Source organism: Henriciella pelagia (assembly GCF_002088945.1).
In the GTDB taxonomy this organism is placed as follows: domain Bacteria; phylum Pseudomonadota; class Alphaproteobacteria; order Caulobacterales; family Hyphomonadaceae; genus Henriciella; species Henriciella pelagia.
In genome coordinates this window covers 1-20594 of sequence record NZ_NCSU01000006.1, presented here as the reverse complement: position 1 = coordinate 20594, position 20594 = coordinate 1, and the positions used below count along the sequence as shown (strand labels likewise).

General features: G+C 57.3%; 13 protein-coding genes and 1 pseudogene. 9 read left to right on the top strand and 5 right to left on the bottom strand.

Features of this window, described 5'->3' with window-relative positions; translation table 11 throughout:
- Positions 1 to 36: 36 nt before the first annotated feature.
- The gene (locus B8746_RS01280) at positions 37 to 564 is read left to right on the top strand and encodes a PaaI family thioesterase (protein WP_233123797.1); all 528 of its coding nucleotides are present in this window, start codon (positions 37 to 39) and stop codon (positions 562 to 564) included.
- On the opposite strand, the gene B8746_RS01275 is transcribed toward B8746_RS01280, so the two are convergent.
- Complete coding sequence (locus B8746_RS01275; RefSeq protein WP_084391428.1) at positions 561 to 986, bottom strand: MarR family winged helix-turn-helix transcriptional regulator; 426 nt, start codon at positions 984 to 986, stop codon at positions 561 to 563. The two genes, B8746_RS01280 and B8746_RS01275, sit on opposite strands and share 4 nt — an antisense overlap.
- A gap of 295 nt (positions 987 to 1281) precedes the next feature.
- On the opposite strand from B8746_RS01275, the gene B8746_RS01270 reads away from it, so the two are divergent.
- Complete coding sequence (locus tag B8746_RS01270; RefSeq protein WP_084391427.1) at positions 1282 to 3540, top strand: TonB-dependent receptor; 2259 nt, start codon at positions 1282 to 1284, stop codon at positions 3538 to 3540.
- 272 nt (positions 3541 to 3812) lie between these two features.
- Positions 3813 to 4217 (top strand): VOC family protein, encoded by a 405-nt coding sequence (locus B8746_RS01265; RefSeq protein WP_198943686.1) that lies wholly within the window; start codon positions 3813 to 3815, stop codon positions 4215 to 4217.
- 123 nt (positions 4218 to 4340) lie between these two features.
- On the opposite strand, the gene B8746_RS01260 is transcribed toward B8746_RS01265, so the two are convergent.
- The 3 genes from B8746_RS01260 to B8746_RS01250 form a co-directional block, all read right to left on the bottom strand.
- Entirely contained in the window at positions 4341 to 5087 is a 747-nt protein-coding gene (locus B8746_RS01260; protein WP_084391425.1) for a FadR/GntR family transcriptional regulator, read from the bottom strand.
- 143 nt (positions 5088 to 5230) lie between these two features.
- Positions 5231 to 8260, bottom strand: coding sequence for a TonB-dependent receptor (locus B8746_RS01255; protein WP_084391424.1), 3030 nt, complete (start codon positions 8258 to 8260; stop codon positions 5231 to 5233).
- A 143-nt stretch (positions 8261 to 8403) separates the two neighbouring features.
- The gene (locus B8746_RS01250) at positions 8404 to 11430 is read right to left on the bottom strand and encodes a TonB-dependent receptor (protein WP_084391423.1); all 3027 of its coding nucleotides are present in this window, start codon (positions 11428 to 11430) and stop codon (positions 8404 to 8406) included.
- A gap of 311 nt (positions 11431 to 11741) precedes the next feature.
- On the opposite strand from B8746_RS01250, the gene B8746_RS01245 reads away from it, so the two are divergent.
- Genes B8746_RS01245 through B8746_RS01220 form a run of 6 tightly spaced genes read left to right on the top strand, consistent with a single transcriptional unit; the run spans position 11742 to position 19840 of the window.
- The gene (locus tag B8746_RS01245; protein ID WP_233123794.1) at positions 11742 to 13940 is read left to right on the top strand and encodes a polysaccharide lyase 6 family protein; all 2199 of its coding nucleotides are present in this window, start codon (positions 11742 to 11744) and stop codon (positions 13938 to 13940) included.
- A gap of 4 nt (positions 13941 to 13944) precedes the next feature.
- On the top strand, positions 13945 to 16119 hold the full coding sequence (locus B8746_RS01240; protein ID WP_084391421.1) for a heparinase II/III domain-containing protein: 2175 nt from the start codon (positions 13945 to 13947) through the stop codon (positions 16117 to 16119).
- Positions 16120 to 16147: 28 nt separating this feature from the next.
- Complete coding sequence (locus B8746_RS01235; RefSeq protein WP_084391420.1) at positions 16148 to 16510, top strand: cupin domain-containing protein; 363 nt, start codon at positions 16148 to 16150, stop codon at positions 16508 to 16510.
- A gap of 2 nt (positions 16511 to 16512) precedes the next feature.
- Positions 16513 to 17871 (top strand): MFS transporter, encoded by a 1359-nt coding sequence (locus B8746_RS01230; RefSeq protein WP_084391419.1) that lies wholly within the window; start codon positions 16513 to 16515, stop codon positions 17869 to 17871.
- Between the two features lie 33 nt (positions 17872 to 17904).
- Complete coding sequence (locus B8746_RS01225) at positions 17905 to 18786, top strand: NAD(P)-dependent oxidoreductase (protein WP_084391418.1); 882 nt, start codon at positions 17905 to 17907, stop codon at positions 18784 to 18786.
- Between the two features lie 34 nt (positions 18787 to 18820).
- On the top strand, positions 18821 to 19840 hold the full coding sequence (locus B8746_RS01220; RefSeq protein ID WP_084391417.1) for a sugar kinase: 1020 nt from the start codon (positions 18821 to 18823) through the stop codon (positions 19838 to 19840).
- Positions 19841 to 20258: 418 nt separating this feature from the next.
- On the opposite strand, the pseudogene B8746_RS01215 reads toward B8746_RS01220, so the two are convergent.
- Positions 20259 to 20594: pseudogene (locus B8746_RS01215) on the bottom strand (integrase core domain-containing protein); the annotation flags it as partial.

The window sequence follows — 20594 nt, the reverse complement described above, 5'->3', positions numbered from 1 at the left end:
GCCTCAGGCCTTGCGCCCCAACCAGGAAACCACACCGTGACACCGAAACAGACCCAACAGGACTCCGCCTTCGAACCCGTCGGTTTTCTCGATATTCCTTTCGGCCTTGCCGCGCCTGACGACATCGCCCACAAGACGGGGCTTGAACAGCTTCAGGCCCTGCTCGCCGGCCAGCTGCCAGCCCCTACAATGGCCAGAACAATGCGCAGCTGGATCCATGCGGCCAACTACGGCCATTGCGAATTTCGGGGGGAACCGGGCGAGGACTATCTCAACCCGATGGGACTTGTGCACGGCGGTTGGGTTATGGCCCTGCTCGATTCCGCGCTGGGCTGTGCCGTGCAATCCACCCTGGCGGCCGCTGAAACTTTTGTCTCTGTCGGCACGGAAGTGAAGTTCATTCGGCCGATCCTGCCATCGACCGGCCAGGTGCGTGCGCTAGCAGATGTCGACAGCAGAGGTTCACAAATCGCGACGGCCACGGCTCAGGTGACGGACCAGAAAGGCCGACTGATGGCAACGGGCACGACGACCTGCTTTATCCGCCCCATGACAGCCCGCTAGACGTTCTTCACCCGGCGAAGCAGATCGCCCAGCTCAAGAAATTCGCGCTCATCAAAGAGCGCTTCCACCCGCGTCTGGACGCTGTCCCAGAGCGGGTATGCCTCTTCCAGCTTTTTCACGCCGCGCGTCGTCAGAAGGAGCTCACGCTTGCGATCACTCCCCTGCTCTCCAAGATGCACCAGCCCTGCCTTCTCCAGCAGCGCCAGGTTGCGGGACAATGTGGTCCGCTCGATGTCGAGAAGCTGCCCGAGCGTGACAATGGAGTCAGGCTCATAATGCCCGATCGCATTGAGCAGTGTATACTGGGTTATCGTCAGTCCGGTCGGGCGTAGCGCTTCGTCATAAGCGCGCGTGAGCACACGGCCCGCGCGCAACACTTTGAGGGCCGCACACCGCACCCCGACGCTTTTCAGATCTTGCATGGCAACACTTTCGTGTATCTACATTACGTGTAGAGAATAACTAATATCAAAGCCAAAAAATTACAAGATTCGAAGTTTTTTATTGCGCATGCACATGTTGGTGCATATACACGCTTTGTAGATCGGATCGGTCACCTTGTCCGTTTTTGTTCGCTCTCAGGCATTCGGAAATCATATCATGTATATACAATAACGAACGGCGCGACAGGCACCGTCTCACTTCGTGATCAGCCCGCAATAGTCCCGGCATTCGGCCGGCAACCGACTTTCAAAAAAATCCAGGAGGGAGAAAACCATGAAACACATATTTATGGCTGCGGGGTCCGCCGCAGCCCTGAGCGCGACATGCCTGTCAGCCACGGCTCAGGACACAGACAGGGAAGCGCGCACCATCGACCGCGTGCTCGATGTCGTGACGGTGTCTGCAACCAAGAAGAAGGACCCGGAAAACGTCCAGAACGTGCCTGTCGCAGTCACGGCCTTCAGCGCCGACACGCTTGAGGCCCTGCAGGTCAGGGACATTGAAAGTCTCAGCTATTCCTCCCCCAACGTCTCGCTCGACGACGTCGGCACATCGAAAGGCGTCGCCAATTTCTCGATCCGCGGGCTCGGCGTCAATTCGTCCATCCCCTCGATCGACCCGACCGTCGGCGTGTTTGTCGATGGCGTGTATATTGGCGTCAATAACGGCCTCATCCAGGACACGTTCGACATCTCATCCATCGAAGTGGTCCGTGGCCCGCAAGGGATCCTGTTCGGGCGGAACACCACGGGCGGCGCCGTCCTGATCAATACCGGCAATCCGGCATCCAATTTCGAGGCCAAGACGCGGCTTGCCTATGAAACCCCGATTGACGGCGATCGCGGCGGTGCCAGCACCTATGTGCAGGCCTATGTTTCCGGCCCGCTCATCGCTGACCGTCTGAACGGACGGGTATCAGGATACTTCAATGACGACGAAGGCTACTTCAAGGACCTGATCTTCAATGAAAACCGCGGCGGCGGCGACACTTTCGTGATCCGCGGCTCGCTCGAATGGCTGGCCAGCCGCGATGTTTCGGTGCTCGCCAAGCTGGAGCATACAGAGGTGGAAGCCGATGGCCCCGTCGGGCAGAATCGCGGCATCTACCGGCGCGGCACTTTCGATTTTTCGAACGATTATCGCGGCCTCTACGAGAACGAAACGACGCTCGCCTCCCTGCGGACAGACTGGGACGTAGCTTTCGGCAATGGCACGATCACCAATATTCTCGGCTACCGGAATTTCCATCAGGATACGGGCGGCGACATCGACGCGACGCCGCAATTCCTGTTCCACTCAGCCAGCGATCTCGAGCAGGAGCAAATTTCAAATGAGCTGAGATATGCCGGAACGTTCGGCGCGCTCGAACTGACAACCGGCCTGTTCTATTTCGATCAGGAAATTGCCTATACCGAACATCGCTTCCTGCCGCCCATCACCCCCGTCACCTTCTCTGGCGGAGGCCGACAGGACCATCTGGTCTGGGGCGCATTCGCGCAAGGCGATTACAGCCTGACCGACGCGCTCACCGTCATTCTCGGCCTGCGTTACTCCTATGAGGAAAAGGACGCCGACATTGCCTACACCATACCACGGGCCGGCCAGTGCTCCGTCACCGACGCGACCTGCCCGGACGATGTTTCCGACAAGAATGACTGGTCGAATGTGACGCCGAAAATCGGGCTTCAGTACACATTCAGCGACGCCATGCAGGCCTACGGCTCCTACACCAGGGGCTTCCGGTCGGGTGGGTACAATTTCCGCATCACCAATCCGGCCGTCTTCCAGCAACAGGTTGCGCAGACAGGCTCCGCCTCCTTCGACGAGGAGAGCGTCGATGCCTACGAAGTCGGACTGAAATACCGCGATCCGAACGGTCGCGGCAGCCTCAACCTCGCCGCCTTCCTGAACCAGGTCAAAGACATGCAGCGCGAGGTGAATATCTCGTCGCCGACGTCTGGCGTCTCCCAGTTCATCCTGAACACTGCCGATGCCGACATTTCCGGCATTGAAGCCGAAGCGACCTTCAGGCTTCTCGACAATGTCCTGCTGCTTGCAAACATTGGACTGATCGACGCCTCCTATGAAGAGGTACGCGCCGACATTTCGGGCGACGGCGTCACCGATGCCAATGACGCTAACCTCGAAATCCCGCGTGTCCCGGAAACCACCTACGGCTTCGGCTTCATCTGGGATATCGATCTCGCCTCGTCGGGCTATCTGACCGTCCGCTCCAGCTTCCAGCACAAGGATGCGTTTGCTTACAGCGACAATAATCTTGGCTGGGTGAGCGAAGCCGACATGCTTGATGCCAGCCTCGCCTGGGTAACACCGGTCGAGGGCCTGACCGTCTCGCTCTATGGCAAGAACCTTCTCGATGAAGCGATTGTCGGTAATGACACGCAACTGCCCTTTGGCGGCCCGCTGTCGACCGGAACGGCAGAGCCATTTGCCGAACGACCTCAGGCCGGAACATTTTCCACGCTTAAACGCGGCCGCATCGTGGGAATGGAATTGCTGAAAGAGTTCTAGGCACGACCGCGGCAACGCCGCCGTTTCCCAGCATTGATGCACATACACGTTAAGCCGCGTTGCTCCCGACGAGGCCACTTCGCTGACCACCCCATTGCGGGTCGGTCAGCGTTCTTTTCCATTTCAATGACAGGAACTGACGCCAAACCGCCATGAAACATCGGCGTTCAATACATTGTTTTTATAAAATTTAACTGCTTTTCTGTTTTAATTGACAGGTATTGTGTGCCATTCAGATGTTCTCCAGCACACCCTTTTCAGGAAGCTCCAAAGTGACAGCGATTTTACGCCCGGATCATTTCACGATTGTGACCGACGATCTTCACAAGACCGAAGAGTTCTACACCGAGATGCTTGGACTGTCTCGCGGTCCCAGACCCGACTTCAAGTTTCCGGGGCTCTGGCTGTATGCGAATGAAGCGGCTGTGTTGCACGTGGTACAGGTTCAGGAAATGCCTGATCCGCGCAAGGGTGTCCTTGACCATATGGCGTTTCGCGGTGAAGGCATTAATGCGCTGCTAGACAAGCTCAAGTCTGCCGGCCTGCAGTATCGCATTGTTCGCACGCCCGAGCCCTGGATTCAGTGGCAAGTCTTTTTCAAAGATCCCAACGGAGCAGACGTTGAAGTGGACTTTGACGGGCATGAACCACTGAGCGCCGAGCACCACCAGAACTGACTTGATGGGCCCCGGAAATTGGAAGCCTGGGTCAGCTGGCTCCTCTTGCAACCAGGCAATCAGAACCGGAATGACAATCCCTCAACGTCATTCGATTATGAGCTCAAGACAACCAGACACCCATCAGGCACCGATGGCAGATTTCAGGAAGCGCTCGCGGTTTTCACTGGAGCGACGCCTCGCATCTTCGATGGCCTGGCGTTCGGAGGCGTCAAGCAGGGCTTCCAGAAGCCTGGAGAAGTGCCCGCGCATTGCGTTTCGAGCAGCACCAGGGTCACGTGCGCGAAGCGCCTCGAGAATCTCGGAATGCTCGTTGACACGGTGGGAGGTATCGGCGTGACACACCGCCGAATAGACCCGCTTGACCGGTTCTATCTCGGTCCGCATGCGCCAGAGCGTCTTGAGAAAAAAGACATTCGCTTCATTCCCGGAGGCCTTGGCGATCTGGAGGTGGAATTCGCGGTCTGCGTCTTCGCCATCTTCAGTATCGTGCGGCGCTTCCGCCATCTTCTCAATCGTCGCCTCAAGTCCGGCAATCTGCTCATCCGTGATCATTGTTGCAGCGAGGGCCGCACACTCTGATTCAAACAGGAGGCGTGTCTGAGTGAGTTCGAACGGTGTCACTTTTGGAAGGGCGAGACCGGTGGCTGTAGCCGGATCACAGACGTAGACGCCTGAACCCACCTTGATTTCGACACGCCCCAGCGCTTCGAGCGAAATTTCTGCCTCGCGGACCACGACACGGCTGACATTGAAGCGTTCAGCCAGCTCGCGCTCCCCAGGAAGGCGTGTGCCTGGCGGATACGACCCGGACTCGATCATGTCGAGAATGGATCGAGCGACAGTCTGGTAGAGGCGCTTATCACTCATATTTGCCGAAACTCCTTCTGGGCTATCTGCTCATTCGATTGTGTGCGCGTTAGATATATTATACTCCATAACAGAGGTTTACCAATTTGTCTGGCCAATATTGAGGCAGCCGGACCACACTGTGGTCCGGCTGCCCTGCCAACTCAGAATTTTGCACGAACACCGAAGAAGATACGTGGCCCGTAATAGTTGGCCTCTCCAAGATTATCGGTCGTGAAGAAGTATTGCTCCTTGGGTGCATCGAAGAGATTGATGGCCTCCATGGACAGGCGGACATTGTCCGTCAGCCTGTACGAAGCACGCGCTTCCCAGACCCCGACATCACCGACATAACGCAGACGCGTGCCGTTTGAGGTGTAGGGCTGAAAGTACTCGCTCCGGTACTTGTAGATGATCGATCCGTCGAACGGCCCTTTCTCGTAGTAGACTTGGCCGGAGAAGGTCTGTTCGGAGAAGCCCGGTATGTTACCCGGCGCGACGATGCCGACATTGGTCTGGACGAATTGACCATTGCTGTCGCGGAAGCCCTGATCGCCATAGAGGCTGTCTTCAAACTCGAAATCCGAGTCCGCCAGATTGTAGCTGATCTTGAAGCCAAGCCCGTCCAGGACCTCAGGAAGGTTCTGGAAACGGTGCGCCGCTGTCAGCTCAAGACCATACAGGGAGCTCGTATCCTCATTGGTGGACAGGAGCGTAACCGGCACCGTGACCTGCTGGCCATCGATCGTGAAGGTTTCTTGCGTGACCGCATTCTCGAAACCGCCCGTGAAGTCCTTCGCGTACAGGGTCACTGCCAGAATGGTGTCGTCGTTCGGATACCATTCAGCAGCGACGTCGTAATTCCAGGACGTCAGCGGCTCAAAGTTCGGATTGCCGGACGCGTTTACGCCGGTGATCAGCTCTTCGAGCGTGGTCGGGCCGTCATCAGTATCTGTGCTGAACGAGCGCGAGAAGTTCATGTCAGCAGGGTCCGCCCGCGACAGGCCGCGATAAATCGCACCGCGCAGCAGCACATCATCGCGCAGGTCCATGATCACATTCAGGCTCGGCAGGACTTCAGTATAGTCGCCACCGCCGACGATACGCTCAACGGTCGACGAGTCCTCAACCAGATCAATTGTGCCGTCAACATTGGTAATGATCGACAGTGCGTTGCGGAATCCGAGGGACTCGACATCGGTATTCACAACGCGGACACCGAAGTTCCCGCGCAAAGGCTTGCTGGCAAACATGGTGTCGAAATTGGCCATTGCATAAAACGCAGTGGTCGTTTCAGTGACGTCAGTTGTGCCGTTATTACCATACTCCTGATCCGGATAGGAAAAGGACTCCCCTTCTGCGTCGAGGATGTAATTCAGCAAGCACCTGTTATCGAATGTCGCCCAGCTGCTTGTCTGGTTCACGATATTTCCAGAGCTGTCGAACTGCGTGACCAGAGCATCGGCGGCACTGCTCAGGAAATCGCTCTCTGCGAAATTGGTGGCGCATGGAATGTTGTTGGGATCGAGGTCATCTGTGGTGACTGTTGTACGTGTCCCGGCGAGGTTCACATATTCGAGCTCCGAAAGGCGTACACCAAACTCCAGGCTGTCGATCATCCCCCAATCGGCATCATATTCGGCATCGAAGCGGATTGCTTCAACAGTATTCCGGCGATCGACATCGCTGTCGATCCGTGCACGGACGCCATCAGTGAAATTGGAGATGTCGTTGACGTCGAAGTCGACCACGCCAAATGTTACGAAGCCATCGCCATCGCGCATCCAATTGACATTTTCGCGTCCTCCCGAGCCCGGACCACCCTGGCTGGATACCCTCAGCGACACCTGATCTTCGTCACGCGTTGTTTCTGAGAACGAGTAGTCTCCTGATACGACCAGCCGGTCTGTCGCCCGGAAGGCACCGCTCAACCCGTAACCGAAATACTCTTCGGTGCGGGCAAAGATCTCGCCGTTCGATTCGATGTCGGACTGCGTTTCGATGAATTGCACCACGCCATTGTCCTGAAACTGGAGCGATTCCAGCGTCACGCCCTCGGTGCTCCGCTTCATGTTGGAAAAATTCAGATCGTGTCTGTCTTCAGACTGGACCCGTTCGGACCACTGAGCATCGAAATTGAAATCCATTCGCTCATTCGGCTGCCATTGCAGGGCGATGAAGGCCGAGTCGCGCTCATCGCGCGTGTCGTTCTGACGGAATCCGCGGGAGCTGCTTGCCCAGGCATAGGCCAGTCCGTCATCGACAGCGAGGCCGGTCGCCGGATCAATCGACGTATTGTAACCATCATTGTTGCTCGAATTGGGACCAAGGTCCTCGCAGTCGCCATTGCTGCCATTCGCGTAGCCACGCAGGTCAGGATCGCTGGGATCAGCGATACAGGCGAAGAGCGACGTGCCGCTGGGGCTTGAAGACCTCATCTCCTGCTCCGGCTGCGAAATGTCGCTGCGCTGCAAACCGACCGACACGCCGAAATCACCCATTCCATCGACCTCGAACTGATCGACATAGCTGAGTGTACCGCGGAAACCGAGGTCCCCGGCCATGGAGTCGGATATGTTCTGCTGGTCAGGATTGTAATTGCCCTTCAGGTCCAGCTGCACGCGGCGCTTGCCGTACTCAAGCGGCTTGACGGTCTCCAATGCGATGAGGCCTGCCACGCCGCCTTCAATCAGGCTGGCGTCCTGGGTCTTGTAGATTGCGAGCTTGTTCATGAGCTCGGACGGAAACTGGGAAAAGTTCACAGACCGGTCACCAGACCCGTTCGTCGCTTCGCGCCCATTGAAGGTGGTGGCACTCAAGAACGGCCCCAGACCGCGGATGGAAATCTCGGTCGCGCCACCATTTTCACGGTGAGACGCAGCGCCAGTGATGGATTCAAGCGCTTCACCGATCGAAAGCGCCGGCAGATCACCGATATCTGTCGCCGAAAGTCCGTCTACGATTGTGGTGGACTGGCGCTTGATGTCGATCGTGTTCTGAATGATGCTGCGAGCGCCGGTCACGACGATGGTTTCCTGGCGCGCTTCACCATCTTCTACCGCTTGCGGAATTGTTTCTGGCTCTTCCTGCGCGACAGCCAGACCCGCCATGGGCAGCACGGCCGTGCAAAGGAGGCCTGCCCTGAACGCTGTACGTGAAAATGAATAGGTTTTCGCTTTGTTTTTAAGTGCCATTGTTCTCCCTTAATGGCCGGCGAAAGATCGACAGTCTGATAACCCGCCGCCGGCCGTCTTCTTTGGTGTCACCCCTCACCACATGAGCAAGTTTGGCGACTGGTTGGATTGGGGGCCTGTCTCCTGATTTTGGCCCGGCTGGTTTAGAAGTTGTAAGTTGCGCCGAACGTGATCCTGCGATCTGTCAGCCCTTCGAAGCAGAGCAAGGCGCCGTCATTGACGCAGTATTGCTTCACCTCGGACTCGGTGAGATTCACACCCTCAACCCCAAGGGTCAGACGGTCGTTGACGTCGTAGCTCACGCTTGCATTCAGCTGACCACGAGCGGCCTGCACGACAGGGAAGCCCCAGGGAAAGCTGGATGTGCTGCCGAAATCCGTCGAGCGATACGCGTCGCGCCACGTGTATCTGGCACGAGCCGACAGGCCGAACTTTTCGTAGTAGAGCGTCGCATTGTAGGCGTTTTCAGACAGGTCGATCTCGGTGACCCGCAACTGGACGTCCGACGCACCGAGCGAGTCAAAAACCGCTTCTGCGCGCGATGTCGGTGTCCAGAATTCCTGACCCCCTTCAAATTCCTGATGCGTGAAGTTGGCCAGGAAGCCGAACCCCGAAGCCCAGCCGATCTGGTCTTCGAAATCAGACAGATCGTACTGGAACGCCAGTTCGTACCCTTTCTGGATATTCTCGCCAGCTCCATTGATGATCTGTGAAGATGGAACACAGATGCCGACGCCCTGCTGGCGCGTCCCGTCCGGGTTGAGCGGCGCGAATACGTTCCAGTCTGCGATCGGGTTGAAGACGCCGCCACCTTCGCAAGGAGCAGTCACGTCCCTGACCAGCGTCGGGCTACCGTCAGAAAGTGTGGCGGGCGTCTCTACAGGGTTTTCCTGCTGCCCCACGAACAGTCCTGTCCGGGTCTTGTGAAAATAGCCTGCGCTGACCACGGCAGACGGCGCAAAATACCACTCAGCGGAGATGTCGAAGGATTCCACCTCTTGCGGCTTCAGCCCAGGATTTCCAACGCTGACAGGCGGGTTCGGGCTAGTGCTGAAAGTCACCGAAGTTGAAAGGTCGTTGAAGTCCGGCCGACGGATGTCCTTGGAATAGCCGAAACGAAGGAGCAGGTCGTCTGTCACGCTGGCGACGATGTTGAACCTCGGCAGAATGAAGTCATAGCTGCCCGTTGTCGAAGTTGGTGTCGCCACGCCATTGGTGATGGTGTTGCCTGTCGATGTGACTTCGGTTTCGAGATAGCGCACACCGGCATTCCCACGGAAGATTCCATATTCGAAATTGGCTTGGGCGTAGAGCGCATTTGTTTCTTCCTCGATGTCGAAGAATGCCGCTTGGCTCGAGGTCGGAGAATCGATCGACTGCGTTCCGCCATGCGCCGCAATTGCCGCGTTCAGTGCTGCGAGCACCCGGTCAGGGCTTGAATTGGCAAGCTCGGGATTGATCAGGAGGAAATCACGAACAAACAGTCGGCGGTCATCTGCTGCATTGAAGTTCTTTGGTCCCGCAACGAGCAGGTCCGCAAAAAGGTCGCCGGTCGGGCTGTCCGCAAGCGTTCTGAGACCAAGGTTGGAGGTGACATCGTCGTTCAGGCTCTTCGACTTGTTGTAGCGATACCCCGCGTCCACCGAAGTGAGAAAGTCGCCGATAGCGCCTATGCCTGTAAGGTCGTAGTTGAAGTCAGCCCGGAACGCGTCCTCGCTGTTTTCAGTGATGCTGCGGCTGATGTTTACATCACGCAGTACGACATTGGCGGGATCCAGCAGCTGCGCCGTTGTCGGGCCGCCAAGCGCCGGGTCCTGAGAAACACCCCATGTCAGGCCATCGCGAAGGTCATACTCGAACGGCGTACCATTTTCGTTGGATGAGTTCGTTGCGGCATTCGGATTGATGAAATTCAGCGTTGTATTGAAGCTCGGCGTGGTCGTATCGGAGGATGACGTCGAAATTTCGAACGTGCTGGAAAGCCGATCTGTAATGTCCCAATCCGTCCCAAGTCTGAAGATCCTGCTTTCAGTCAGCCTTGAATTCGTATCCCCCGAGAAGCGCAGGTTTCCATCGCTTCCGTCAGCCTGAATAGGCACCACGCCCGTAAGTGCTGCCCGAATGCTGCCAATTCTCTGACCATCGAGAGCGCCGAAATTGACGGTTTCGAACGTATCCGGTGACGCTGTTCCGATGAGATCTGAGACACCGGACGCCTGGACGCGCGAACTTTCCTGGAGGCGCTCCTGATCGTTGACCACAGCATCGAAGAAGAACTTCAGATTGCTGTTCGGCGCCCATTCAAGCGTGCCCGCGAAGTTGGTCGTCTCATACTCGAAGTTGTCATAATCCTGAATGAAGAACTGGATCGGCAGATAGTCGAAGCTCTGCGCGCTTGGCAGCCCGCTATCAGCGGCGACGAGATTGTCACGATCAACGCGCGGGCGGAATGCAGACACATCCTGCTCGGCGTAACTCAGACTGGCGACCACCCCGAATTCGCCCATGGATGTCGACCAATTGTCGCCATAGGTGCCCGAAAGACGCGGCGTGATGCCGTCCGTGGTCAAGCTGCTGTCCTCACCCTGCACGCGCACACTGAGCAGTCGCTCGTTCAAGGCAAGAGGACGGATCGTGCGAAGATTGATCGTACCACCGACTGATCCCTCAATTGTCTTTGCCTCAGGAGCTTTTGTCACTTCGACGGCAGCGATCATGGAGGCCGAAACGTCTTCGAAGCTGATCCCGCCGCGGCCAGCCCCAGACCCGACAGTCGAAACGCCGTTAATCTCGGTTCGGTTGGCGTTGGTACCGCGGATTTGCACGCCGGTCCCCACGCCGGCTTCGCGCGTGATCTGAACACCGGTTACGTTTTCCAGAACTTCTGCCAGGTTTTGGTCGGGCAGCTTGCCAATGTCTTCTGCCTGAATGACCTCAACAAGATTGTCGGCGGCCCGCTTCTCCTCGAGGGCATTGGCAAGCGAGGAACGGATACCTTTCACGACAACGACGGATTGGCGGGCTTCATCGCTTTCAGTTACTGCGGCGACAGGCTCTTCATCGTCCTGGGCAAGCGCCCCCGCCGAGAAAGGAAGCACGGCCGTGCAAAGCAGGCTTGCACGGAATGCAGCGCCAGCAAACGAAGTCGCAGTTCTACTGTAGTTACGCATTGTATGTCCTCCCTCGGATCAAAATGAGCCCATTTGCAGGCTTCAATTGACGGAACGACTATGCCGACCGATCATTTAAGTCAACCACTTTGGCTGCCCATTTTAATTAAATTGGTAGGACCTTTAATGCTTGGAGACTGTATTTCCCTTTATCTATTGTGAATTACATTATTTGGCGCACATGAAATTTTCACCCCATCACCCATATTGTACAAATTGGTCTGCATAATTGGTTGACATTCTGATCAAGCCGGATAGCGTGCCCCCCAACGCCGCGACTGAACGGCGAAAAGGGAGACGTCAGGATGGGCATGTACGCCTTAGCCACTTCAGCACTCGCGCTCGCCATGGCCGGATGTGCACAGCCAATTTCCGGTGCAGACACTGGCGCGCCGGCTGATATTGTTGAGCAGAGCCAGGCCATCATGGTCAGCTCCCCAAAGGCATTCAGCGAGGCCTTAAAGGCTGCCGCCCCTGGCACGGACATCGTGCTCGCGGATGGCGTCTGGCTCGACTTCGATGCGGTCGTGGATGCCGAAGGCACGGCGGAGAAACCGATAACCGTTCGGGCGCAGACGCCCGGCAAGGTCGTGCTTTCAGGTCAGTCCAGCCTGAGACTGGCCGGTAGCCACATCATCGTTTCGGGACTGGTTTTCCGGGACGGCTACACGCCGCGCGCCGAAGTCATCAGTTTTCGGCGGGACAGCGACAACCTCGCCTTCAATTCCCGGGTCACCAACACCGTCATCGAGAACTACTCCAATCCGGACCGTGCCCAGCGCGACATCTGGGTCGTGATGTATGGCAAGAACAATGTCTTCGACCACAACCACCTCTCCGGCAAACTCAATTCCGGCCCAACCATGGCAGTTCGGCTGAACACAGAGGAGAGCCAGGAAAACGATCATGTGATCCGGAATAATTACTTCGGACCACGCCCAGTCTTCGGTTCCAATGGCGGGGAGACCCTTCGAATCGGTACGAGTCATTACTCCCTGAGCCGGTCCGGTACGCTTGTCGAAAACAACTATTTTGATCGCTGCAGCGGCGAGGTGGAAATCATTTCCAACAAGTCAGGCGGCAACACGTTTCGCGGCAACACATTCTTCCAGTCCAGAGGCACGCTTACGCTGCGCCACGGCAACGACACGCTGGTCGAGAATAACCTGTTTGACGGCGACGGCGCGCCTTACACGGGCGGCGTTCGCGTAATCAATGCCCGGCAGACCATTCGCAACAATTACTTCAAGAACCTGACGGGCGAGCGATTTTCAGGTGCGCTCGTTGTCATGAATGGTGTGCCGGACTCGCCCATCAATCGGTATCATCAGGTTGATGGTGCGCTCATCGAAGGCAACAGTTTTGAAGCTGTACGGCGCATCGAGCTGGCCGAAGGATCTGACGCCGAGCGTACCGCCGTGCCGGTCAACTCGATCTTTCGCGACAACATAGTCGTCGGAGAGGCGGACGCATCTCCGTTCAGGATTCAGGACGATCTGAGCGGCCTCGTCTTTGAGGGCAACGTCGCAACAGCGCAACCTCCCGGCCCAATCGCATATGGGTTCCAAGTCGTCCCCTCCTCCGTCGCAACTGACATGCTCCGGGAAACACCCGACGTCGGTATCTCGCGCGACGAAACAGGCGTAAGCTGGTATCCAAAGGCACCTGTCACATCACCGTTCGACGGCGGCGCGCGCATTGAAGTCGCTGCCGGACCGGATGCGTTATCTTCCGCTCTTGCCAACGCATCCGCTGGGGACACACTCGTGCTTGCCCCCGGCGATTATGAAGAATCACGGCTCGTCAATCTGCGCGTGCCGGTCACGATTGAAGCAGCGGACCCAAGCAATCCGCCTGTCCTCACTTTTGAGCGTCCGAACTTCATCCTCCTATCGGCCAATGGGAGCCTCAGACTGAAGGGACTGGAAGTGTCCGGAGTCAATTCTCCCGATAGCAGCGGCAACAGCTTCATCTCGACAACATCCATGGGCGGAGCCGGAAACCACACTGTCGAACTGCACGACATGACGTTCTCCCAGTTTGACGTAAACAAGGGATTCTCGGTGATATCGGCGGCCAAGGGCACATTCTACGACCGGATTGAGATTACCGCCTCTACCTTCAGCGACATCTCCGGCACGGTCATAAAGCTCGATACCGAAACCGATGATTACGGTATCTACAACGCCGAATATGTCGTGATTGAAGACAGCACATTTGACCGCGTCGGCGGATCAGTGGCCGCTGTCTATCGCGGCGGTCGCGATGAGAGCACGTTCGGCCCTCATCTCTGGGTACGAGACTCCAGATTTACCGATATTGGGCAAAACAGTGCACCGCTGTTCCTGGCGCACGGCGTTCAGAACCTCGAGCTGACTGGCAACCAGATTTCTGATGCCAGGCCGGCAAAGCTGATCATCACGACCGGTAATCCAGTTGTCGATGTATCGGGGAACTCGATCGCTGGCCCCGAGGGCGGGTCCGTGCTGAACACCGTGGACATGAGGTAGGACAATGAATTCGACTTCATTCCTTCGCACTACGGTCGCCAGCATCGCTCTCTGCGCGCTTGCCCCTGCCGTCTCCAGTTGCACGTCTTCAGCCGCTCCGGCGTCCGAGGCGAATTCCAGCGAGAGCATCGCACCGCTGTTCGATCGCACGATCTCGGCGGTCAAAGACAATCTCCACAAGCGAATGGAAGTTGGTGTGCCTGTCCCACAGCCCGTGGATGCCGGCGGAGGTTACACTCACGAGCAGCACAAGCAGAACGCAAAGACCATCTATGAAGCAGGCATGCTGTTCGAACTGACGGGAGATGAGCGGTACCGCGATTTTGCGGCTTCTGTGTTGCTCGATTACGCCGCGATGTATCCGGCTCTCGGACTGCACCCGCAGCAAAAGGAGCAAACGCCCGGCCGGTTATTCTGGCAGAGCCTGAATGAAGCAATGTGGCTGGTCTACGCCGTCCAGGGCTACGATGCGATCAGGGCAGATCTTGATCCGGATACCGGGTCCAGGATTGAAACCGGTGTGCTGCGGCCGATGGCAAAGTTCCTCTCGGAAGGGCAGCCGGCAACATTCAACAAGATCCACAATCACGGAACCTGGGCCGTCGCTGCCGTAGGATTGACAGGATACGCGCTCGATGAGGACGCCTGGGTGAAGCAGGCCCTGCTCGGCCTCGACGAATCCGGGGATGCAGGTTTCCTGCGTCAGCTGGATGAATTGTTCTCACCCGACGGCTACTATGCCGAAGGCCCATATTACCAGCGCTTCGCGCTCATGCCTTTCATACTCTTTGCTCAGGCGGTGGAAGAGAATGAGCCAGAGCGCCAAATTTTCGATTATCGCGACGGCATACTCCAGAAGGCTGTCTACGCTACCATCCAGCAGAGCTATGCTGGCCGCTTTTTTCCGATCAATGACGCCATTCGCGAGAAAGGTCTGAACACAGCGGAGCTCAGATACGCTCTGGCCATTCTCTACGACCTGAATGGCGATCCGACCCTGCTCGACGTCGTAAAGCTACAGGGCAATGTCGTGCCGACCCCGGAAGGCAGGAAACTGGCGCGTGATCTCGCCGCCGGAATGGCCGCCCCTTTTGAATTTGAATCCCTCCTCCTGCGCGACGGTCCGGCGGGCGATCAGGGCGCACTTGCTGTTCTTCGCTCCAGCAGCGCGAAGGACGCGGCGGCCGTGGTCTTCAAACCAACCTCCCAAGGTTTGGGCCACGGTCACTTCGACCGGCTCGGCATACTTTACTACGACAACGGGCATGAAGTCGTCGCCGATTATGGTGCCGCGCGCTTTCTCAATGTTGAGCCCAAGAATGGCGGGCATTACCTGCCGGAAAACACTAGCTGGGCCAAACAGTCCATCGCCCACAATGTCCTGGTCGTGGATCAGCAGAGCCAGTTTGGCGCCGACTGGAAAGTCGCCCAGGAATTTGCGCCGCAGGTTCTGGCCTTCCAGTCTGATGGCGAGATCCAGCTTACGGCTGCAACGCTCGACACGGCCTATGATGGGGTCTCGCTGCAGCGCCTGGTCGCAATGGTTCCTCGCCCTTCAGGCGGCGAATACGTGATCGACGTCATGCGAGCCCGCAGCGATGAAGCGCACAGCTATGATCTGCCTGTTCACTTCAAGGGCCAACTGATCGAAACCGGCTTTGAGCTCGATCACGCGACGACGCAGCTTACACCATTCGGCACTGACAACGGGTACCAACATCTATGGCAACGCGCGACGTCTCAGCCATTGGAGACAGTGTCCAACCTGTCATGGCTGATCGACGACAAGTTCTACACTCTGACGTTTTTTGCCAACGCGCCGGTAACCGCTTACCTCACGCAACTCGGCGCCAACGATCCGAACGACAATCTGCGACGTGAGCAGGCGCTGGTCTTGCGTCTGGAAAACGAAAATGCCGATTTCGTCTCCGTCTACGAACGCCACGGACGGTATGACAATGACGAGGAAGTAACCGTCTTTTCCGGCAGTTCTGTCGCGAGCATCAGCCAGACAGCTGCGGGAGACGTTGCCGTCTACACGATCATCGCCGAGACCGGCGAACGAACACAGGTGCTCTGGGCGGATAATCCGGCTCCTGACGCCAGTCACTCAATCACGCTCGACGGCCAGCCGATAAGCTGGACGGGGCCTGTCACCGTTATTCAGCAAGACAACTGAGCCCGCAGGGCCAAGGGGAGATTACTCGATGTCCAAAACACTCGCGCAGTCGGAACTGTTCATGCACAGCCCACGTGAGGGCGCAGAGGATCTTGGCAATGGCATGCATCGAAAATTGCTCGGCTACGACGCGGACCTGATGCTTGTAAAGGTCTGGTTCGACAAAGGCGCGGTCGGCGAGGTCCATTCTCATCCCCACACGCAGACCGCTTATGTCCTGAAAGGCAAATTTGAGGTCTTCGTCGATGGAAAGACCGAAGTGCTGGAAGAAGGTGGCTGCTTCTTTGTCCCATCTGGCGCTGATCATGGCGCGGTCTGCCTCGAAGAGGGCATCCTGCTCGATATTTTCAGCCCTGCCCGCGAGGACTTCCTGACTGGCGGGGGATACTGATCATGACTATCAAGGGTCTACGATGGTGGGTAGTCAGCCTTGTCGCACTTGCGACGGTCATCAACTATATCGACCGGCAGACGCTGAGCGTACTGTGGCCGGACATTTCAGCCGAACTCTACCCGGATAAATCGGCTGCTCAGGTCGACCAGATCTACGGTTTCATTTCCGTCGTCTTCATCTTCTCCTACGCTTTCGGCCAGGCCATCTTCGGCAAGATATTCGACTGGATCGGCACACGGCTCGGCTTCGCGCTTTCAATTGGCGTCTGGTCGATCGCCACCATCCTGCACGCCTTTGCGCGTGGCGTCGCGTCATTCAGCCTGTTTCGGTCTATTCTCGGTATCGCCGAGGCCGGCAACTGGCCCGGCGCAGCCAAGGCGAATGCGGAATGGTTTCCGACCAAGGAGCGCGCATTCGCTCAGGGAATTTTCAATTCCGGGGCCGCCATTGGCGGACTGATCTCCATCCCGATCATCGGCTTTCTGTCCATCCATTTCAGCTGGCACATGATCTTCATTCTCGTCGGCCTCCTTGGCTTCCTCTGGCTGGTGCCGTGGTGGGTGCTGGTAAAGTCGCCGCCAAAATCCCATCAGTGGCTCAGTGAGAGCGAACGCACATATATCCTCTCCGGTCAGCTCAATCAGGATATCGACCAGGACGGCGAGCCCGATGACGGATATGCGCCGGGAACGACAGAAATCCTCAGCCGCAAGCAGAGCTGGGGGGTTATCATTGCCTCAGCGGCGATCGACCCGATCTGGTGGCTCTTCATTGTCTGGATTCCGCTCTACCTGAACCGGGTCTACGACATGGAAGTCAAGGAACTCGCGCTCTACGCATGGGTCCCGTATTTCGGGGCCATGCTGGGTGCCTGGTTTGGGGGGCTGCTTGCCCAGAACCGGATCAAGGCGGGCTGGTCGGTCGATGCCACGCGCAAGATGGTGATCTCGCTCGGCTGCCTCATCATGCTGCCAGCGCTCCTTTTGCTGGCGGACCCAACCCTGGTGTCATCGGTGCTTGGCATGGCCACCCCGGCCACAACGACCCTCGCCACGATCGCAGTCATCATCATGGCGGTTATCCTGTTCGGCTTCCAGACAGCCATCGGCAACGTGCAGACCCTGCCAAGCGACTTCTACAGCGGCAAGTCTGTCGGAACGCTCTCGGGCTTTGCCGGCATGGCCGCCAAGCTCGGAGCGGCCGGCCTCACCTTTCTCGTGCCAGTGATCACCCAGGGCGACAATTATGCGCCCGTATTCATCATAGGCGCTGGGCTCGCTCTTCTCGCCCTGTTCGCGGTCTGGGTCCTTTGCGGCCGGATTGAACCGCTGAAACCGCGCAATGCGCCTGCGCTCTAGCAAACATTCGAAATACGGAACGGAGATATCAATATGTCGAAACCAGTGATTGGTTTTATCGGTCTCGGACTAATGGGCGGGAATATGGTCGAGAACCTGCAAAAGCGGGGATTCGAGGTCATCGTCATGGACCTCAACAAGGATGCAGTTCAGGCCGTGCTCGACCGGGGAAATGCGACCGAAGCCAAGACACCAAAGGAACTCGCCTCCAAGAGCGACATCATCGAATTGTGCGTGACCACATCGGAAGTGGTCGAGAAACTCGTCTATGGCGAGGACGGGATCCTCGAAGGCATCAAGGAAGGCTCCGTCCTGATCGACTTCGGAACATCCATCCCGGCCTCAACCCAGAAAATCGGCGCTGATCTCGCAAAGAAAGGGGCCGGAATGATCGACGCCCCACTTGGTCGCACGCCTGCCCATGCCAAGGATGGCCTGCTCAACATCATGGCCGGAGGCGCCAAGGTCACATTCGACAAATATGAGCCCATCCTCAAGGAACAGGGCGAAAACGTCTTCTATCTCGGCCCGTTGGGATCAGGGCATGTGACGAAACTGATCAACAATTTCATGGGAATGACGACGGTCTGCGCGATGTCGCAGGCTTTCGCCGCGGCTGAACTCGCGGGCGTCGATCGCGGACAGCTCTACGATATCATGTCGGCAGGTCCATCCAATTCGCCGTTCATGAAATTCTGTAAGAATTACGCGGTGGATGGCGTCAGCGACCTCGGCTTTTCCATCAACAATGCGAACAAGGACCTCAGATATTTCAACCAGATGATCTCCGATCTGGGTTCGCGATCCCTCATCGCAGAAGGCACGTCGACAAACCTCCAGGCTGCCGTCGAAGCGGGAATGGGCCCCGGCAATGTGCCCGAAATCTTCGACTACTTCGTCGAACTGAAGAAGTAAGCGATAAATCCTGCTGCTTCGGAAAGGCGTTCCCATGACAAAGACCATTGTGACGTTGGGCGAGCTGATGATGCGCCTGAAGCCTCCTGGCAAGCTGCGGCTGCGGCAAGCCAATTCATTTGAGGTCTGTCATGGCGGCGCTGAAGCAAATGTCGCCGTCTCGCTCGCTGAATTTGGTGTCCATTCCCGGTTTGTGACGGCATTACCGCGCGGCGAACTCGGGGCTCAGGCCCTTCGCTTTCTGAGGGCCCATGGTATCGATACGACGAGCATCCTATTGCACCCCGGACGCCTCGGCCTCTACTTCATGGAGGAAGGCGCTGACTTTCGCTCAGGCTGCGTCGTCTACGACCGGGCTGACAGCGTATTCGCACACATGTCTCCGGATGAGATCGATTGGGATGCAGCCTTCAGGGGCGCTGACTGGTTTCACATAAGTGGCATCACGCCAGCACTGTCGGAGGCGTCGCGCCAGCTTGCGGCCATCAGCATGCAGGAAGCCCGTCGGCGGAACGTTCATGTCTCCCTCGATCTCAATTACCGCGAGCGGCTGTGGCAATACGGCAGGAAGGCCAGCGACGTGATGCCGAGCCTGGCCGCACTGGCAGATACTCTCATCGCGGGTCGTGGTGACTGCGCGCATTGTCTTGGTATCGATGGCGATGGCGAGAACGGAAGTACCGAATGGGCTGAATCGCTCACCGAAAAGCTGTTTGCGCATTTTCCCGATTTTTCAAATGTTGCGGTCACGCTTCGCGACTCCCAATCGGCAGAGCGACACAGCTGGAGTGCTCACCTGCGAACACGTGACGGCTGCTATGTCTCGCGCAGCTATGAAATGACATCCATCGTGGATCGCGTTGGAACGGGCGATGCGTTCTGCGCCGGACTGATATTTGGGCTGGCTCAGGGGCGCGGCCCAGCTGCCGCACTGGAATTTGGTGCGGCCGCCAACTGTCTGAAACACTCCATCCACGGCGACAGCAACGCTGTCTCCGTCGAAGAAGTCGACGCGATCGTCGCTGCCGACCGTTTCGGGCAACTCCGCCGCTAATCTTGAGCGATAAGCCGCGTCCCATAATTGGTGGGCATCGAAAGGGGCGTTCCGAACTGGTCGTCGTCCGGCGCGACGAATGGTGGGCCCGGAGGGAATTAGACAGAAGTACCAAGCGCTGTTCGACGCCATAAAAAACCATGGTTTTAAAGCGTTAATAGCTCACGCGGGTAATATCACTGGCGCCGTTTGAAAGGCTTTTATAGGCCTCAATTACAGGTAGATGCTGAAGCGTTATACCCACCTCAACGCAGACTTGATCGTCGCCTTGTCGGCAGGGAAAACCGGCTGAAATCTGCACTGCCCCACTGAGGTGGTCCACCAGTAATGTTAGTCCGGCGGTTTCCACGTAGCGGCGTTCATGCCGCCACATCCTCACAGTAAGGCAGTATGAACGCCGCGGGCAAGATGGTTTGTGGGGCGGGCGGTAGCCCAGAGAAGAGTGTGGGCGCGCGGTGTTGTAGTGCCGCCGCCAGGTCTCGATCAGGACTTTCGCCTCGCGCAAATCAAAGAAGATTTCCCTCGCCAACAACTCGTCGCGAAGCTTGGAGTTGAAGCTCTCGCAGTATCCGTTTTCCCATGGTGAACCCGGTTCGATATAGAGCGTCTTCACGCCGATCCGGCCAAGCCATTCGCGCAGGGCGGTGGCGATGAACTCCGGTCCATTATCGGAGCGGATATGCTCCGGCGGACCATGATGCACGAACAGTTCGCCCAGCGTGTCGAGCACATCACGGGAATTGAGCTTGCGTTC

Bases quoted from the DNA above. Each gene is read 5' to 3' on its own strand.
- B8746_RS01275 (WP_084391428.1), bottom strand. From the start codon at position 986: ATGCAAGATCTGAAAAGCGTCGGGGTGCGGTGTGCGGCCCTCAAAGTG.
- B8746_RS01270 (WP_084391427.1), top strand. From the start codon at position 1,282: ATGAAACACATATTTATGGCTGCGGGGTCCGCCGCAGCCCTGAGCGCG.
- B8746_RS01260 (WP_084391425.1), bottom strand. From the start codon at position 5,087: ATGAGTGATAAGCGCCTCTACCAGACTGTCGCTCGATCCATTCTCGAC.
- B8746_RS01255 (WP_084391424.1), bottom strand. From the start codon at position 8,260: ATGGCACTTAAAAACAAAGCGAAAACCTATTCATTTTCACGTACAGCG.
- B8746_RS01250 (WP_084391423.1), bottom strand. From the start codon at position 11,430: ATGCGTAACTACAGTAGAACTGCGACTTCGTTTGCTGGCGCTGCATTC.
- B8746_RS01245 (WP_233123794.1), top strand. From the start codon at position 11,742: ATGTACGCCTTAGCCACTTCAGCACTCGCGCTCGCCATGGCCGGATGT.
- B8746_RS01240 (WP_084391421.1), top strand. From the start codon at position 13,945: ATGAATTCGACTTCATTCCTTCGCACTACGGTCGCCAGCATCGCTCTC.
- B8746_RS01235 (WP_084391420.1), top strand. From the start codon at position 16,148: ATGTCCAAAACACTCGCGCAGTCGGAACTGTTCATGCACAGCCCACGT.
- B8746_RS01230 (WP_084391419.1), top strand. From the start codon at position 16,513: ATGACTATCAAGGGTCTACGATGGTGGGTAGTCAGCCTTGTCGCACTT.
- B8746_RS01225 (WP_084391418.1), top strand. From the start codon at position 17,905: ATGTCGAAACCAGTGATTGGTTTTATCGGTCTCGGACTAATGGGCGGG.
- B8746_RS01220 (WP_084391417.1), top strand. From the start codon at position 18,821: ATGACAAAGACCATTGTGACGTTGGGCGAGCTGATGATGCGCCTGAAG.